Source organism: Providencia manganoxydans (assembly GCF_016618195.1).
In the GTDB taxonomy this organism is placed as follows: Bacteria; Pseudomonadota; Gammaproteobacteria; order Enterobacterales; family Enterobacteriaceae; genus Providencia; species Providencia manganoxydans.
This window is the reverse complement of record NZ_CP067099.1, coordinates 4132619-4148997: the sequence shown is the minus strand read 5'-3', so window position 1 is coordinate 4148997 and position 16379 is coordinate 4132619. Positions and strand designations below refer to the sequence as shown.

General features: G+C 43.7%; 13 protein-coding genes, 3 tRNA genes and 3 rRNA genes. 15 read left to right on the top strand and 4 right to left on the bottom strand.

Features of this window, described 5'->3' with window-relative positions:
- Positions 1–23: 23 nt before the first annotated feature.
- Entirely contained in the window at positions 24–548 is a 525-nt protein-coding gene (gene def / locus JI723_RS18905; protein WP_070928780.1) for a peptide deformylase, read from the bottom strand.
- Positions 549–680: 132 nt separating this feature from the next.
- Here def and dprA point away from each other — a divergent pair, with 132 nt between their 5' ends.
- From dprA to JI723_RS18880, 5 genes are read left to right on the top strand one after another with little or no spacing between them, the layout of a single operon-like run.
- The gene (gene dprA, locus JI723_RS18900; protein ID WP_319069207.1) at positions 681–1760 is read left to right on the top strand and encodes a DNA-processing protein DprA; all 1080 of its coding nucleotides are present in this window, start codon (positions 681–683) and stop codon (positions 1758–1760) included.
- 17 nt (positions 1761–1777) lie between these two features.
- Entirely contained in the window at positions 1778–2317 is a 540-nt protein-coding gene (locus JI723_RS18895; RefSeq protein ID WP_272581378.1) for a DNA topoisomerase family protein, read from the top strand.
- A 15-nt stretch (positions 2318–2332) separates the two neighbouring features.
- Positions 2333–2902 carry an L-threonylcarbamoyladenylate synthase type 1 TsaC gene (gene tsaC / locus JI723_RS18890; protein ID WP_272581377.1) on the top strand — a complete coding sequence of 190 codons (570 nt, stop codon included), beginning with the start codon at positions 2333–2335 and terminating at the stop codon, positions 2900–2902.
- Between the two features lie 8 nt (positions 2903–2910).
- Positions 2911–3729: a shikimate dehydrogenase gene (aroE, locus tag JI723_RS18885; protein ID WP_272581376.1), complete on the top strand. Its 819-nt coding sequence runs from the start codon at positions 2911–2913 to the stop codon at positions 3727–3729.
- On the top strand, positions 3726–3983 hold the full coding sequence (locus JI723_RS18880) for a DUF1488 family protein (RefSeq protein ID WP_272581375.1): 258 nt from the start codon (positions 3726–3728) through the stop codon (positions 3981–3983). The genes aroE and JI723_RS18880 overlap by 4 nt, the downstream gene beginning before the upstream one ends.
- On the opposite strand, the gene JI723_RS18875 is transcribed toward JI723_RS18880, so the two are convergent.
- Positions 3959–4504 (bottom strand): gamma carbonic anhydrase family protein, encoded by a 546-nt coding sequence (locus tag JI723_RS18875; protein ID WP_272581374.1) that lies wholly within the window; start codon positions 4502–4504, stop codon positions 3959–3961. The genes JI723_RS18880 and JI723_RS18875 overlap by 25 nt on opposite strands.
- A gap of 581 nt (positions 4505–5085) precedes the next feature.
- On the opposite strand from JI723_RS18875, the gene JI723_RS18870 reads away from it, so the two are divergent.
- The 6 genes from JI723_RS18870 to JI723_RS18845 all read left to right on the top strand — a co-directional run bounded on the left by JI723_RS18870 (position 5086) and on the right by JI723_RS18845 (position 10405).
- Positions 5086–6625 (top strand): 16S ribosomal RNA (locus JI723_RS18870).
- A gap of 85 nt (positions 6626–6710) precedes the next feature.
- Positions 6711–6786: transfer RNA gene (locus JI723_RS18865), tRNA-Glu, on the top strand.
- 242 nt (positions 6787–7028) lie between these two features.
- Positions 7029–9933 (top strand): 23S ribosomal RNA (locus tag JI723_RS18860).
- Positions 9934–10072: 139 nt separating this feature from the next.
- Positions 10073–10188 (top strand): 5S ribosomal RNA (rrf, locus tag JI723_RS18855).
- The 16S, 23S and 5S rRNA genes sit together here with 3 tRNA genes alongside, the layout of an rRNA operon.
- 56 nt (positions 10189–10244) lie before the next feature.
- Positions 10245–10321, top strand: a tRNA-Asp gene (locus JI723_RS18850).
- An 8-nt stretch (positions 10322–10329) separates the two neighbouring features.
- Positions 10330–10405: transfer RNA gene (locus JI723_RS18845), tRNA-Trp, on the top strand.
- A 280-nt stretch (positions 10406–10685) separates the two neighbouring features.
- Here the strand turns inward: JI723_RS18845 and hdfR are convergent.
- The gene (hdfR, locus tag JI723_RS18840) at positions 10686–11531 is read right to left on the bottom strand and encodes an HTH-type transcriptional regulator HdfR (RefSeq protein WP_319068957.1); all 846 of its coding nucleotides are present in this window, start codon (positions 11529–11531) and stop codon (positions 10686–10688) included.
- Between the two features lie 111 nt (positions 11532–11642).
- On the opposite strand from hdfR, the gene JI723_RS18835 reads away from it, so the two are divergent.
- Entirely contained in the window at positions 11643–11981 is a 339-nt protein-coding gene (locus JI723_RS18835) for a MaoP family protein (RefSeq protein ID WP_070928533.1), read from the top strand.
- Positions 11982–12214: 233 nt separating this feature from the next.
- On the opposite strand, the gene JI723_RS18830 is transcribed toward JI723_RS18835, so the two are convergent.
- A complete protein-coding gene (locus tag JI723_RS18830) occupies positions 12215–13741 on the bottom strand; it encodes a YifB family Mg chelatase-like AAA ATPase (RefSeq protein WP_319068959.1) in 1527 nt (508 codons plus the stop codon).
- A gap of 481 nt (positions 13742–14222) precedes the next feature.
- Here JI723_RS18830 and ilvL point away from each other — a divergent pair, with 481 nt between their 5' ends.
- The 3 genes from ilvL (at position 14223) to ilvM (ending at position 16369) form a co-directional block, all read left to right on the top strand.
- The gene (gene ilvL, locus JI723_RS18825) at positions 14223–14324 is read left to right on the top strand and encodes an ilv operon leader peptide (RefSeq protein ID WP_081335957.1); all 102 of its coding nucleotides are present in this window, start codon (positions 14223–14225) and stop codon (positions 14322–14324) included.
- 132 nt (positions 14325–14456) lie between these two features.
- The gene (ilvG, locus tag JI723_RS18820) at positions 14457–16103 is read left to right on the top strand and encodes an acetolactate synthase 2 catalytic subunit (RefSeq protein WP_319068963.1); all 1647 of its coding nucleotides are present in this window, start codon (positions 14457–14459) and stop codon (positions 16101–16103) included.
- The gene (gene ilvM / locus JI723_RS18815) at positions 16100–16369 is read left to right on the top strand and encodes an acetolactate synthase 2 small subunit (RefSeq protein WP_070928539.1); all 270 of its coding nucleotides are present in this window, start codon (positions 16100–16102) and stop codon (positions 16367–16369) included. Before ilvG ends, ilvM begins: the two co-directional genes overlap by 4 nt.
- Positions 16370–16379 lie beyond the last annotated feature (10 nt).

Below are 16379 nucleotides of genomic sequence, written 5' to 3'. Positions count from 1 at the left end.
GTTATTTCCCTGTATGAAATCTGTTAGTTAGCCGTTTTTGCTTCTTTTGCTCTCATTCTATCCAGCTTTTCAACCTTTTGGCGAATACGCTGACGTTTTAATGGAGATAGATAATCAACAAACAATTTACCAACAAGATGATCCATTTCATGTTGAATACAAATTGCGAGTAAGCCATCTGCTTCAAGTTCAAATACTTCTCCGTTATAGTCAAGAGCACGTACTTTAACGTTTTCTGCTCGTGGAACGAAGCCGTGTTGTTCTGGTATAGAGAGGCAACCTTCTTCAATACCTGTTTCACCTGATTTATCTAATAATTCAGGGTTAATAAGTACGAGGCGCTGATCGCGAGTCTCAGAAACATCAATAACGATAATACGCTGGTGGATGTTTACTTGGGTCGCAGCAAGACCAATACCTTCTTCTTCGTACATCGTTTCGAACATATCATCGATAATACGTTGAATTTCGGCATTAACTATTTCTACTGGCTTAGCGATTGTGCGTAAGCGTTCGTCTGGATAATGTAATACATTTAATACTGACATAAGTTTTTCGAGCAGCGTCCAAAAAGTTAATAGGAATTAATGCCTATTCTAGACATTTCTTGGCCATATTGACAGTATTGGTTATGAATTGTTCACTGATGAACATATTTGCCATAAAGTCAGGGAGATACTATGGAAACCCAAGAAATTTGGTTAAGGATGTCTCAGGTCAGTCGGCTTTCGCCGAGTAGTGCATCAAAAATTATTACTGAACTCATACTATTGGGTAATATAAATATAGCTACCTTGCAGCGGTGTGGGTTGAGTGAGCTGCAAAGTCTACAGTTCATACATTTCCCATCAGTAAAGATAACTCAAGCACGAAAGTGGTTAGAGAAAGAAGAAAATCAATTGATTACTTTTAGTAGTGGCTTATATCCATTTCTTCTAGCCCAAATCGCGAGCCCGCCGTTAGTGCTTTTTACAATTGGGCGCTGTGAATTGATGACGTTAGCCCAAATAGCAATAGTTGGTAGCCGACAAACAAGTGAGTACGGGCGCAAATGGGCTGAGAAGTTTGCAAGTGCATTTGTTAGTTACAAATTGGCGATTACCAGTGGACTTGCTTTTGGTATTGATGCTATTAGTCACCGAGCTGCTCTTGATTCAAATGGCAATACGCTAGCGGTTTTAGGTAGTGGACTAGCGAATATTTATCCTAAACAGCATACTGCTCTAGCTGAACAAATAAAGGAAAATGGGGTTTTAATCTCAGAATATTTTCCTGATGCGCCGCCATTAGCCAAGCAATTTCCGCGGCGAAATCGTATTATTAGTGGCTTATGTAAAGCAACAGTTGTTATCGAAGCTGGGTTGAAAAGCGGTTCTCTCATTACAGCACGTTACGCCATTGAGCAAAATAGAGATCTTTTTACGATACCAGCTCCGTTAGGCCATCCTGCTTTTAGTGGTAATCATTGGCTATTACAGCAAGGAGCATATCCATTAACTGCTCCTGAAGATATTAAACATCACATTGATATTGGTTTAAATTGGTTACCATTAGAGCCATTATCTGAAGAAAAAATGAGTGTTAAGTTTAATCAAGTAGAATGCGAGGTATTAAGCGTACTTGAATATCAACCGACATCTATAGATGTGGTTGCGGAGCGTATGCAAAAATCAATCGCAGAGGTTGCTTCTATTTTGACTGAATTAGAAATAGAAGGTGTAATTGCTTCTGTCGCTGGTGGATATATCAAATTGAGTTAGTTGTCTAAGAGAGAGTCATGTCGAATCAATTGCCTTTTGCAACAGAAAAAAATGAAGTTTGTCCTGAGTGCGGTGCACCGCTCGTGATCCGTAATGGCACACATGGGCCTTTTTTTGCCTGTTCCACATATCCTCAGTGCCATTATATTAAACCTATGCGTCCTTCCACAGAAAACCCTATTATCAAGGTTTTAGAAGGACAGGCGTGTCCTCAATGTGGGCACGATTTGGTTTTGAAGCAAGGCCGATTTGGTATGTTTATTGGCTGTAGTAATTACCCTGAATGTGAGCATATAGAACTTATTGATAAACCTGACGAAACAAAAGTATCTTGCCCTCAGTGCAATACAGGGCACCTTTTACAACGTAAGTCTAGGTTTGGAAAGACTTTTTATGCATGTGACAGCTATCCGACTTGCCAGTTTATTATTAACAATAAACCTATCGCTGGTGAGTGTGAATTTTGTCATTATCCATTACTTATGGAAAAAAAGGGGACTCAAGGAGTAAGATTGTGTTGTGCAAGTAAACGTTGTGGTAAACCACAAAAAGAATAATGATGAGTTAAAAATATGCAAACTAAAGCTACACCTGCAATTGAAAATATTATCGCTTTCCTTAATCAAGAAGAAGTGATTGCTTATCCAACTGAAGCGGTTTTTGGGCTAGGTTGTGATCCTGATAGTGAAAAAGCAGTTAATAAACTACTTGAGTTAAAACAACGCTCTTGGGAAAAAGGGTTGATCCTCATCGCAGATAGTTATGAACAACTAAAAAACTATGTTGATGATAGCCAACTGACAGATAAACAAAAACAAGTCATGCTTGATAGCTGGCCAGGGCCCGTTACATGGGTGATCCCCGCAAAAGAATCAACGCCAAAATGGTTAACAGGACGTTTTGATACATTAGCGGTAAGGGTTACAGATCATAATTTAGTTAAATTACTTTGTCAGCAATATGGTAAGCCGCTAGTATCGACGAGTGCTAATTTAAGTGGGCAAGAGCCTTGTAGAACAACTAGTGAAGTTATTGAACAGTTTCAAGGAAGTATTCCTGTACTTGATGGCGTAGTTGGCGGGCGCTTAAATCCTTCAGAAATTCGGGATGCTAAAACTGGGCAATTATATCGTAAAGGATAATGTATTTTATGGGGTTATATGCGGTTTTTGGTCATCCAATAGAACACAGTAAATCACCAATTATTCACCAAATGTTTGCGGAACAGGTAGGGATCCCGCTGAAATATGAGCGAGTATTGGCGCCATTAACGGGTTTTGAGCAGGCACTGTCTGATTTTTTTTCAATGGGAGGAAAAGGGGCTAATGTAACGCTTCCTTTCAAAGAAAGAGCTTACCAAATGGTTTCGGAATTGACGGATAGAGCGCAATCATGTGGTGCTGTAAATACAGTAATGAAACTCGATGGTGATCGGCTATTAGGCGATAATACCGATGGTGTTGGATTACTATTAGATTTGGAACGACTCAATTTTATTAGTCGCAATAGCCGCATATTGATCATAGGGGCTGGTGGTGCAACAAGAGGGGCTCTATTACCTCTTTTGGAATATGGCTGTCAAATTACGCTAACAAATCGAACTTTTTCTAAGGTAGAAGAATTAGTTAAACAATTTATAAGTTTTGGCAGCATAAAAGGAGTGCAGATCGATCAGATCAGATCTGCTGATTTTGATCTGATCATCAATGCGACCTCTTCGGGTGTCAATGGTGACATCCCTGCGGTTCATCCAAGTGTATTTTCAACACATGTTGCTTGCTATGACCTGTTCTATCAGCGCTCGCTAACACCATTTTTAGCTTTTGCAAGTGCACATCAAGTAAATAGGCTGGCTGATGGTTTGGGCATGTTAGTTGGGCAGGCCGCTTTTGCTTTTAAATTATGGCACGGTATCCTTCCCGAAATAGAGCCAGTCCTTTTAGCATTACAAAAGGAACAAAGAAAGTGAATCAGGCAATACAGTTTCCAGATCGAGAGGAATGGGATGATACAGCTAAGGTTGTACGTTTTCCTGTAATGGTTAATGGGATGCTAGCTGAATGTGTGATATCTGATGCGCTGCTGTATCGCCGTTATGGGCACAATGCTCAACCGATAAGTTTGTTTCAAAATAACCGTTGGGATATAGAAGAAGAGTTTGAAGCCTTGATTGCTCAAGGCCATGGAGTTGATAGCGTTTATTCGCTACCAGAAGAAAGATAATCATTCTTCCACTGAACATAATTATTAGCTGAGTAGCGTAAATGTTCTAATTCATCCTTTGTGAGTTTACGTGCCGCTTTTGCTGGGCTGCCTACATATAGGTAGCCACTTTCTAGAGTTTTACCTTGAGTGACTAAACTATTAGCACCTATAACAACATCACTTCCAATAGTTGCGCCATCTAAGATAATCGAGCCCATACCAATTAACACACGATCGCCTATAGTGCAGCCATGTAGCATAACTTTATGGCCAACAGTGACATCTTCACCAATAATGAGTGGATTTCCTTCGGGGTTATTTTGTGATTTATGCGTAACATGAAGGACTGAGCCATCTTGTATATTGGTTCTGGCACCGATTTGAATATAGTTTACATCACCGCGTAATACCGATAATGGCCAAATGCTAACGTCATCAGAGATCCGTACATCCCCGATGACTACAGAAGAAGGGTCGATAAACACACTAGAACCCGTTGTTGGGTAAATACCTAGATAAGATCTCAAATGTTTGTTCATAGTAATGCCATTGTTTTTAATGAAGTGGACAGATCGTACCACGTATTTGTTAAATAAAGGTGTAGGATCACTCAATGTGAGAAATATTGAAGATACTTTTTATTAGCTTGTTTTGTACTCATTATGCTAGAAAAAAAAGCATAATGATGATTTTATCTTCAAACAGTTATTTTTTTCAAAAAAAGGGTTGCCAGAATTTTCTGACTCCCTATAATGCGCATCCGTTGTCACGACAAACCGCTCCGGTGGTAAGGTTAGAAAAGAAACCTAGTGATGACAGAGGTGAAAAAGAAAGAAAAAGTTAAAAATAATTACTTGACTTTCTGATAGAAAAACGTAGTATACGACACCTCGCGACAACAACCTAAACGGTTAATATCGAAAGATAAAGTCGCAACGCTCTTTAACAATTTATCAGACAATCTGTGTGGGCACTCACAAGACACTATCAAAAAAATATTTGATTTTAAAGTCTTGAAGAGTGACTAACACGTTAATTCATATACATATGAACTAATAGGTAATCTGGTTTCTTCGGAAATCAGGCGACAGTAAAACATTCTTTGAGCATCAAACACTTTTAATTGAAGAGTTTGATCATGGCTCAGATTGAACGCTGGCGGCAGGCCTAACACATGCAAGTCGAGCGGTAACAGGGGAAGCTTGCTTCCCGCTGACGAGCGGCGGACGGGTGAGTAATGTATGGGGATCTGCCCGATAGAGGGGGATAACTACTGGAAACGGTGGCTAATACCGCATAATCTCTTAGGAGCAAAGCAGGGGAACTTCGGTCCTTGCGCTATCGGATGAACCCATATGGGATTAGCTAGTAGGTGGGGTAATGGCTCACCTAGGCGACGATCCCTAGCTGGTCTGAGAGGATGATCAGCCACACTGGGACTGAGACACGGCCCAGACTCCTACGGGAGGCAGCAGTGGGGAATATTGCACAATGGGCGCAAGCCTGATGCAGCCATGCCGCGTGTATGAAGAAGGCCCTAGGGTTGTAAAGTACTTTCAGTCGGGAGGAAGGCGTTGATGCTAATATCATCAACGATTGACGTTACCGACAGAAGAAGCACCGGCTAACTCCGTGCCAGCAGCCGCGGTAATACGGAGGGTGCAAGCGTTAATCGGAATTACTGGGCGTAAAGCGCACGCAGGCGGTTGATTAAGTTAGATGTGAAATCCCCGGGCTTAACCTGGGAATGGCATCTAAGACTGGTCAGCTAGAGTCTTGTAGAGGGGGGTAGAATTCCATGTGTAGCGGTGAAATGCGTAGAGATGTGGAGGAATACCGGTGGCGAAGGCGGCCCCCTGGACAAAGACTGACGCTCAGGTGCGAAAGCGTGGGGAGCAAACAGGATTAGATACCCTGGTAGTCCACGCTGTAAACGATGTCGATTTGGAGGTTGTGCCCTTGAGGCGTGGCTTCCGGAGCTAACGCGTTAAATCGACCGCCTGGGGAGTACGGCCGCAAGGTTAAAACTCAAATGAATTGACGGGGGCCCGCACAAGCGGTGGAGCATGTGGTTTAATTCGATGCAACGCGAAGAACCTTACCTACTCTTGACATCCAGAGAACTTAGCAGAGATGCTTTGGTGCCTTCGGGAACTCTGAGACAGGTGCTGCATGGCTGTCGTCAGCTCGTGTTGTGAAATGTTGGGTTAAGTCCCGCAACGAGCGCAACCCTTATCCTTTGTTGCCAGCGATTCGGTCGGGAACTCAAAGGAGACTGCCGGTGATAAACCGGAGGAAGGTGGGGATGACGTCAAGTCATCATGGCCCTTACGAGTAGGGCTACACACGTGCTACAATGGCGTATACAAAGAGAAGCGACCTCGCGAGAGCAAGCGGAACTCATAAAGTACGTCGTAGTCCGGATTGGAGTCTGCAACTCGACTCCATGAAGTCGGAATCGCTAGTAATCGTAGATCAGAATGCTACGGTGAATACGTTCCCGGGCCTTGTACACACCGCCCGTCACACCATGGGAGTGGGTTGCAAAAGAAGTAGGTAGCTTAACCTTCGGGAGGGCGCTTACCACTTTGTGATTCATGACTGGGGTGAAGTCGTAACAAGGTAACCGTAGGGGAACCTGCGGTTGGATCACCTCCTTACCATTGAAGTGTTTTTGTGAAGTGTTCACACAGATTGTCTGATAGAAAGTAGAGCAGCAAGCGCGTCTGCGAAGCAGAGACTGATGTCCCCTTCGTCTAGAGGCCTAGGACACCGCCCTTTCACGGCGGTAACAGGGGTTCGAATCCCCTAGGGGACGCCAATGCGCCGGTCATCGAGTGAAAGGCGATACCCCAATAATGATTAAGCCCATTACAGTGTAGTGGGTTTAACAATTATGCTCTTTAACAATCTGGAACAAGCTGAAAATTGAAAACAACGCACATTGTTTATCCCTTAAACAATGTGAGAGTCTCTCAAAAATCTCAACTTGAAGATGTCGTCAACAGACAGAAACCGTCGGGTTTCATGTCGACTGACAAAAAAGACACCTTCGGGTTGTGAGGTTAAGCGACTAAGCGTACACGGTGGATGCCTAGGCAATCAGAGGCGATGAAGGACGTGCTAATCTGCGATAAGCGTCGGTAAGGTGATATGAACCGTTATACCCGACGATTTCCGAATGGGGAAACCCAGTGCAATTCGTTGCACTATCGTTTGATGAATACATAGTCAAACGAAGCGAACCGGGGGAACTGAAACATCTCAGTACCCCGAGGAAAAGAAATCAACCGAGATTCCCCTAGTAGCGGCGAGCGAACGGGGAGCAGCCCAGAGTCTTAATCAGCATCAGCATCAGGAGAACGGTCTGGAAAGTCCGGCAGTAAAGGGTGATAGCCCCGTATCCGAAGGTGTTGGTGTTGTGAACTCGACGAGTAGGGCGGGACACGTGTTATCCTGTCTGAATATGGGGGGACCATCCTCCAAGGCTAAATACTCCTGATTGACCGATAGTGAACCAGTACCGTGAGGGAAAGGCGAAAAGAACCCCGGCGAGGGGAGTGAAATAGAACCTGAAACCGTGTACGTACAAGCAGTGGGAGCACCTTCGGGTGTGACTGCGTACCTTTTGTATAATGGGTCAGCGACTTATATTCTGTAGCAAGGTTAACCGTATAGGGGAGCCGTAGGGAAACCGAGTCTTAACTGGGCGAATGAGTTGCAGGGTATAGACCCGAAACCCGGTGATCTAGCCATGGGCAGGTTGAAGGTTGGGTAACACTAACTGGAGGACCGAACCGACTAATGTTGAAAAATTAGCGGATGACTTGTGGCTGGGGGTGAAAGGCCAATCAAACCGGGAGATAGCTGGTTCTCCCCGAAAGCTATTTAGGTAGCGCCTCGTGAACTCATCTTCGGGGGTAGAGCACTGTTTCGACTAGGGGGTCATCCCGACTTACCAACTCGATGCAAACTACGAATACCGAAGAATGTTATCACGGGAGACACACGGCGGGTGCTAACGTTCGTCGTGAAGAGGGAAACAACCCAGACCGCCAGCTAAGGTCCCAAAGTCATGGTTAAGTGGGAAACGAAGTGGGAAGGCTCAGACAGCCAGGATGTTGGCTTAGAAGCAGCCATCATTTAAAGAAAGCGTAATAGCTCACTGGTCGAGTCGGCCTGCGCGGAAGATGTAACGGGGCTAAACCATGCACCGAAGCTGCGGCAGCGACATTTAGATGTTGTTGGGTAGGGGAGCGTTCTGTAAGCCTGCGAAGGTGTGCTGTGAGGCATGCTGGAGGTATCAGAAGTGCGAATGCTGACATAAGTAACGATAATGCGGGTGAAAAACCCGCACGCCGGAAGACCAAGGGTTCCTGTCCAACGTTAATCGGGGCAGGGTGAGTCGACCCCTAAGGCGAGGCAGAAATGCGTAGTCGATGGGAAACAGGTTAATATTCCTGTACTGGTGATAATTGCGATGGGGGGACGGAGAAGGCTAGGCTATCCGGGCGACGGTTGTCCCGGTTTAAGGATGTAGGCAGGTGAATTAGGCAAATCCGGTTCACTACATGCTGAGGTCTGATGACGAGTCACTACGGTGATGAAGTAGCTCATGCCCCGCTTCCAGGAAAAGCCTCTAAGCTCTAGATTATCATTAATCGTACCCCAAACCGACACAGGTGGTCAGGTAGAGAATACTCAGGCGCTTGAGAGAACTCGGGTGAAGGAACTAGGCAAAATGGTGCCGTAACTTCGGGAGAAGGCACGCTGGCGCTAGGTGAAGTGGTTTACCCATGGAGCTGAAGCCAGTCGCAGATACCAGCTGGCTGCAACTGTTTATTAAAAACACAGCACTGTGCAAACACGAAAGTGGACGTATACGGTGTGACGCCTGCCCGGTGCTGGAAGGTTAATTGATGGGGTTATCCGTAAGGAGAAGCTCTTGATCGAAGCCCCAGTAAACGGCGGCCGTAACTATAACGGTCCTAAGGTAGCGAAATTCCTTGTCGGGTAAGTTCCGACCTGCACGAATGGCGTAATGATGGCCAGGCTGTCTCCACCCGAGACTCAGTGAAATTGAACTCGCTGTGAAGATGCAGTGTACCCGCGGCAAGACGGAAAGACCCCGTGAACCTTTACTATAGCTTGACACTGAACATTGAGCCTTGATGTGTAGGATAGGTGGGAGGCTTTGAAGTGTGGACGCCAGTCTGCATGGAGCCAACCTTGAAATACCACCCTTTAATGTTTGATGTTCTAACGTTGCCCCGTGATCCGGGGTGCGGACAGTGTCTGGTGGGTAGTTTGACTGGGGCGGTCTCCTCCCAAAGAGTAACGGAGGAGCACGAAGGTTGGCTAAGCATGGTCGGACATCATGCGGTTAGTGCAAAGGCATAAGCCAGCTTGACTGCGAGAGTGACGGCTCGAGCAGGTACGAAAGTAGGTCTTAGTGATCCGGTGGTTCTGAATGGAAGGGCCATCGCTCAACGGATAAAAGGTACTCCGGGGATAACAGGCTGATACCGCCCAAGAGTTCATATCGACGGCGGTGTTTGGCACCTCGATGTCGGCTCATCACATCCTGGGGCTGAAGTAGGTCCCAAGGGTATGGCTGTTCGCCATTTAAAGTGGTACGCGAGCTGGGTTTAGAACGTCGTGAGACAGTTCGGTCCCTATCTGCCGTGGGCGTTGGAAGATTGAAAGGGGCTGCTCCTAGTACGAGAGGACCGGAGTGGACGCACCACTGGTGTTCGGGTTGTCATGCCAATGGCATTGCCCGGTAGCTAAGTGCGGAAGAGATAACCGCTGAAAGCATCTAAGCGGGAAACTTGCCTTGAGATGAGTCTTCCCTGACTCTTTAAGGGTCCTAAAGGAACGTTTAAGACTAAGACGTTGATAGGCTGGGTGTGTAAGCGTAGCGATACGTTGAGCTAACCAGTACTAATGAACCGTGAGGCTTAACCTGACAACACCGAAGGTGTTTTAGAGAGATTGAGTTGTTTTTGAGTAGTGAGAAGCCGAAAGGTGAAGGACACGCAGCTTGTTTGAGATTGAGGTTCTGGTTTGCGTTGAGATAACTGCAAACGGGAACGAAACAGAATTTGTCTGGCGGCAATAGCGCGGTGGTCCCACCTGACCCCATGCCGAACTCAGCAGTGAAACGCCGTAGCGCCGATGGTAGTGTGGGGTCTCCCCATGTGAGAGTAGGGAACTGCCAGACATTAAATTAAAGACTTATTGCAATGTGATAAGCAGCCGAAAGGTAAAAGAATAAGTGGAGCGGTAGTTCAGTTGGTTAGAATACCTGCCTGTCACGCAGGGGGTCGCGGGTTCGAGTCCCGTCCGTTCCGCCACTTAATTTAGGGGCGTAGTTCAATTGGTAGAGCACCGGTCTCCAAAACCGGGTGTTGGGAGTTCGAGCCTCTCCGCCCCTGCCAGTTACCAATTAAGTAAAAATAAAAGAAGTATCTTATTGATAACCCGATTATTTTAATCGGGTTTTTCTTTTTTTGGCTAGTTTTCTGTTAGTTTTTCTATTTCTTTCCTTCCTATTTTCCCAATTCTAGTATTGCTCCAATCAGTAATTATTCACTGATCGCTTCATGGGCATTTCAAATGAGTTAGTTGTACCTTTAAAATTATTTATTACACATAGAACTGATAAATAAAAACGCTCAATAGGATTTATTGAGCGTTCAAGTTCAGCGAACGGATATTTTAAATGGGGGCGCTGAGTTGAGCATTTTGAATAGGCGTTTTTATTAATTGGTTAATTAGTGCCTGCTGATCATTTCTTTGTAGCCATACCGCGTAAATGGGCTTTGTAATAACGGCCTCTGAGAGCGTTTTTAGTCCAGGGTATTGGGTACTCCAATGTGCGGGTAAAAACGCGGCAGAAAGTGATACAGACAGTAATTGGCGGGCAATATGTGCAGATGTCGTTATCATAACAGGCGTATCATCAGGAGTAAGCATAGGCTCATTTTTGGGATGAAAGTCCGCACTCCATTCAAGTTTAATAAAATTATAATTTGTTAACGCAATATTCTTTTGAGAAGCCATGAGTTGTAGTTCTATTGAGCCAATAATTGTGCTTTCAAATTCATCCATTTTTGGTGGTTCAGTAGCTATTAATAAATCTAATTCTCTAGAGTGTAGCTGCTTTACTAAGGATTGGCGGGTTGAAACTCTAGCTTCAAGGCGAAGTTCATCATGTTGCTCATATAAAGATTGCATCCAATCTGTTAAATAGCCTTCCCACAATGACGAGGTGGCGCCTATTGATAGCTCTGTATGTTGGGATGCGTGCGATATTTCTTTTTTCGCCTGTAGCCATGTGTTCATTAAAGACTCAGCATAAGGAACTAAACGCTCTCCAGCGGCGGTGAGTCGAATATTATTACGGTGTCGAGTAAATAGATTAGTACCAAGCTGCGTCTCTAGCTGTCTTATGCGAAAGCTAACAGCAGATTGTGTTAAATAGAGTGATTCTGCGGCTCGGCCGAAGTGTCTGGTTCTACTGACTTCCAAAAAAGTTTTCAATAACTCAGTATCCACATACATCTCCAATAATTTTTGTCGTGATGATTTAAATGTTTTGTTTTACAGATTGTCAATGCTGTCTAATACTCCGCGCCATAACGAGTTGACAGTAATAAGTTAGGAGTGTGTCAGATGGCAGAAAGCTTCATCACGACTAATCGTTTTTTTGATAATAAACATTACCCACGTGGCTTTTCTCGTCATGGTGATTTCACCATCAAGGAAGCTCAATTGCTCGAACGCTATGGACAAGCTTTTAATGAGCTTGATTCAGGTAAGCGCGCTGCACAAACTGACGAAGAAAAGCTTTTCGTCGCTGTTTGTCGCGGTGAACGTGAACCAGCAACTCCCGAAGAAAAAGTGTGGGCGAAATATTCTAGCCGTATAAATCGTCCTAAACGCTTTCATACTCTTTCTGGCGGTAAACCTCAGATTGACCCCTCAGAAGACTATACAGACACGGATGATTAATATCATCAACATATTTAGAGGGGCTGCGGCCCCTTAATTTATAGTTGCCATATTTTAAATTTAAGTGTTATTGGCAATGATCGTTCGTGTTAGTAGTATATACTTATGTGTTTTAAGTGCGTTATCTTGACAGATTGCTAATACGCTATCTTAGCTACAAAGGCTCTGATGGCATTTTATGTCAGGTTTTATCCATTGTTAGTAACACCACTATTTTGTCACTTCTGCTGTGCTCAGCTTACTTGTTTTTGTAAATGAAGCAATAACTTATCCATTGCTCGGTAGCTTAGTGCCTCAAGAAGATGCTGTTTATCTATCTGTGGTGTATTTTGCATATCTGCAAGAGTTTGTGCGACCCTCAATACTCTGTGCCACGCTCGTATTGATAGCCCCAGTTTATTTAGTGCACTTTCTAAAAAAAGGGCATCTTTAGGGGAGAGTTGGCAGAGCTTTGTTGTTTCTCTGCCTGTTAATTGGCTATTGAGCTTTCCGCTTCTTTCTAGTTGCCTATTTCTTGCGCTAATGACACGTGCTCGTATGAGTTCACTGTTTTCACTTTGATATTTTTGGCTACTAAGTGAGCCTAGTGGCAGTAAGGGAATATCAATCGAAAGATCAAATCGGTCAAGGAAAGGGCCTGAAATACGGGAAAGATAACGTAATATTTTCGCGGGTGAGCTACGGCTGTTCTCTCCTTGATAGTGGCCGGTTGGGCTTGGATTCAATGCTGCTACAAGTTGAAAATTTGCTGGGAAACAAACCTTGGCTTTAGCTCTAGAAATCACGATTTGCCTTGCTTCAAGGGGTTCACGTAATGCGTCGAGTACAGAGCGGCTAAACTCAGGTAATTCATCAAGAAATAAAATACCATTGTGGGCGAGCGATATTTCTCCCGGCTTTGGCAGACTACCTCCACCGATTAAAGCGACCATTGAAGCACTATGGTGTGGTGTTCTAAATGGCCTTTCAGGCCACACCTGATTGTGATTTGATAAATGACATAAACTACGTAGCGCAGCCACTTCTAAGGCTTCTTGTGGTGTTAGAGAGGGTAACAGAGTTTGCAATCGACTCGCTAGCATGGTTTTACCTGTCCCCGGTGGGCCTAAAAGTAATAAGTTGTGTCCTCCACTTGCACTAATTTCTAGTGCTCTTTTCCCTTGTTCTTGACCAATAATATCATTGATATTGTGTTCATAATCAGGTGCTGTTGGTGCACCTGTTGGATAAATATTACTGGGTAATGTCCCTTTTTCATGCAAAAAATGGCAAAGTTCTAATAACGTTTGGGTTAGTTTTACACTATTGTCGGGTAATAAATTGAGTTCATGTTGGCTTTCTAGTGAAAGTATTAATTGTCTTTTTTGCTTTAATGCTGCTAGGGCAGCGGGAATGGCTCCATTGGCATATCTAATATAGCCAGATAGGGCAAGCTCCCCAATAAATTCAAAGTAATGAATTGTTTTTGTTGGTATTTGTCCAGAAGACGCTAATATTGCGATCGCAATAGCGAGATCATATCGGCCACCTTCTTTGGGTAAATCTGCAGGTGCTAAGTTTATGGTTATCTTTTTTGCGGGATACTCGAAGCCGCTATTTATTAAAGCACTACGAACCCTGTCTCTTGCTTCTTTGACGGCAATTTCGGGTAAACCGACAAGTGTCAAACCGGGAAGCCCATTACTGATATGTGCTTCAACGGTAACAAGTGGTGCATCCATACCAATTGATGCTCTCGTATAAACAATCGCTAATGTCATATTCCCTCCCTTTACATAAACAGACTAATATTCTGTTCTTAGGGAAGAAGCTACAACTGAACTTTTGAAGTGTACGAAAACGCTCGAAAACTAATATGTAAGGCAGCTTGTTTGCATCTGTTTTTTGCGATGTCGCACGTAACTTAATGTTTAATCTTAATATTAAAATTTTGTTAGAGACAAGAACTTGATATGAATATTGCAAACAGCGGTAACTGAATAACGTGGGAATTATAATTATTATCAGCAATATTATTTTTTTTAGGTGGAGTATTGGGCTAATTATTCGGCCATTTATAATTGTATTTACTGTTTTTTTAGCAAAACCGCAGTGGATTACTCTGTTTTTATTCTATCTGCATGATTTATAATGAAATATATATTTTGATAATAAAAAAACAAAATAAAAGTTGTCAAAATAATTTTAAAATGATAACTCTTAAATATAGACAATGAACAATAATAGTGAAAATAGATATTCATGAACACATTCTTCCGAGTGATTAGCCTAATTATTATTAGCGTGGTGGTGATTATTATCCCACCGTGCGGGGCTGCACTTGGACGACGAAGGCTAAATTAGTAGCCAGATCTTACGAGAACCCCGCACCGAAAGGCGCGGGGTTTTTTTTGACACTAAGTTTGCCAACATCATTAAATCTAAAAAAACAGAATAAATACAAATAGATAACTAAGTTAAGGACAGGAGAGCGACATGAATGGGGCACAATGGTTAGTTCAAGCATTGCGAACGCAGGGAGTTGATACTGTTTTTGGTTACCCTGGTGGGGCGATCATGCCAGTTTATGATGCGTTGTATGACGGTGGTGTTGAGCATTTGTTATGTCGTCATGAGCAAGGTGCGGTCATTGCTGCGATTGGTTATGCGCGGTCAACATCAAAAACTGGGGTGTGTATCGCCACCTCTGGTCCGGGCGCAACAAACTTGATCACGGGTTTAGCTGATGCCTTGTTAGATTCTGTACCTGTTGTGGCTATTACGGGACAAGTGAGTTCTGAGTTTATTGGCACTGATGCTTTCCAAGAAATAGATGTATTGGGATTGTCGCTTGCTTGTACCAAACATAGCTTTTTAGTGGAGAGTATTGACGATTTACCTCGCATTGTTGCTGAAGCTTTCGCAATCGCAAATAGTGGTCGTCCGGGACCTGTACTGATTGATATTCCGAAAGATATTCAGCTACAGAAAGCAGATTTAGCCCCTTTTTTCATGCCTGTAGAATCTGATTTACCAATACAGAGAGATGCGATTAATCAAGCTAGAGAGTTGCTAACGTTGTCTCATAAACCAATGTTATACATTGGTGGTGGTGTGGGAATGTCAGGGGCTGTTGATGAGCTAAGGCATTTTATCGCGCAGACTGGCATACCTTCTGTCGTGACGCTTAAAGGGCTTGGTGCAGTTGAGCCATCAGAACCTCATTATCTTGGAATGTTAGGTATGCATGGTACTAAAGCTGCAAACCTAGCAGTACAGCGTTGTGATTTATTGATCGCTGTTGGTGCTCGTTTTGATGATCGTGTGACGGGTAAGTTGAACACATTCGCCCCTAACGCAAAAGTTATCCATATTGATATTGACCATGTCGAACTGGATAAACTACGCCAAGCTCATGTGGGGCTATTAGGCGATGCGAAAATGTTGTTACCCGCATTGATGATGGAAAAAGATATTTCATCATGGCAGCAAGAAATACAGCAGCTAAAGCATGATTTTAACTGGCGATATGATCATCCAGGTGAAGCAATTTATGCTCCTTTGTTATTAAAACAATTATCTGATCGTATTGATGCTAACACGGTTGTGACTACCGATGTTGGTCAGCATCAAATGTGGTCAGCTCAACATATCTCGGTGGCATCACCAGAAAATTTTATAACGTCGAGTGGCTTGGGAACGATGGGTTTTGGTATTCCAGCCGCCATAGGTGCTCAAGTTGCACGCCCTGAGGATACAGTCATTTGTGTTTCTGGTGATGGTTCCTTCATGATGAATGTGCAAGAACTTGGCACAATCAAGCGTAAAAAATTACCAGTTAAAATTTTACTGTTAGATAACCAACGCTTAGGTATGGTTCGCCAATGGCAAGAGCTATTTTTTGAGCAACGTTATAGTGAAACTATTTTGACTGATAACCCTGATTTTGTTGCTTTGGCACGAGCATTTGACATTCCTGGGCGCCGTATTACCACCAAATCTGAGGTTGATTCTGCATTAGATGAGTTACTCAATAGCGAAGGTGCTTTCATCTTGCAGGTATCAATAAACGAATTAGAAAACGTCTGGCCGTTGGTTCCTCCAGGGGCGAGCAATGAAAAAATGATGGAGAAACCGTTATGATGCAACATCAAATTGCCATACAAGCCCGTTTCCGCCCTGAGGTTTTAGAGCGTATATTGCGTGTCACCCGTCATCGTGGATTCCAAATTAGTTCAATGACTATGGATCACATGCCAGATGGTGATAATGTAAATATAGCGATGACTGTAAATAGCCAGCGGCCGTTAGCGCAGCTTTATGCTCAGTTAACTAAACTGCCTGATATTTCAGAAGTTGAGATAAAAGAAATAGAATCACGACTATTACGCACACAAAGTGCAATGTAAGGAATTATAA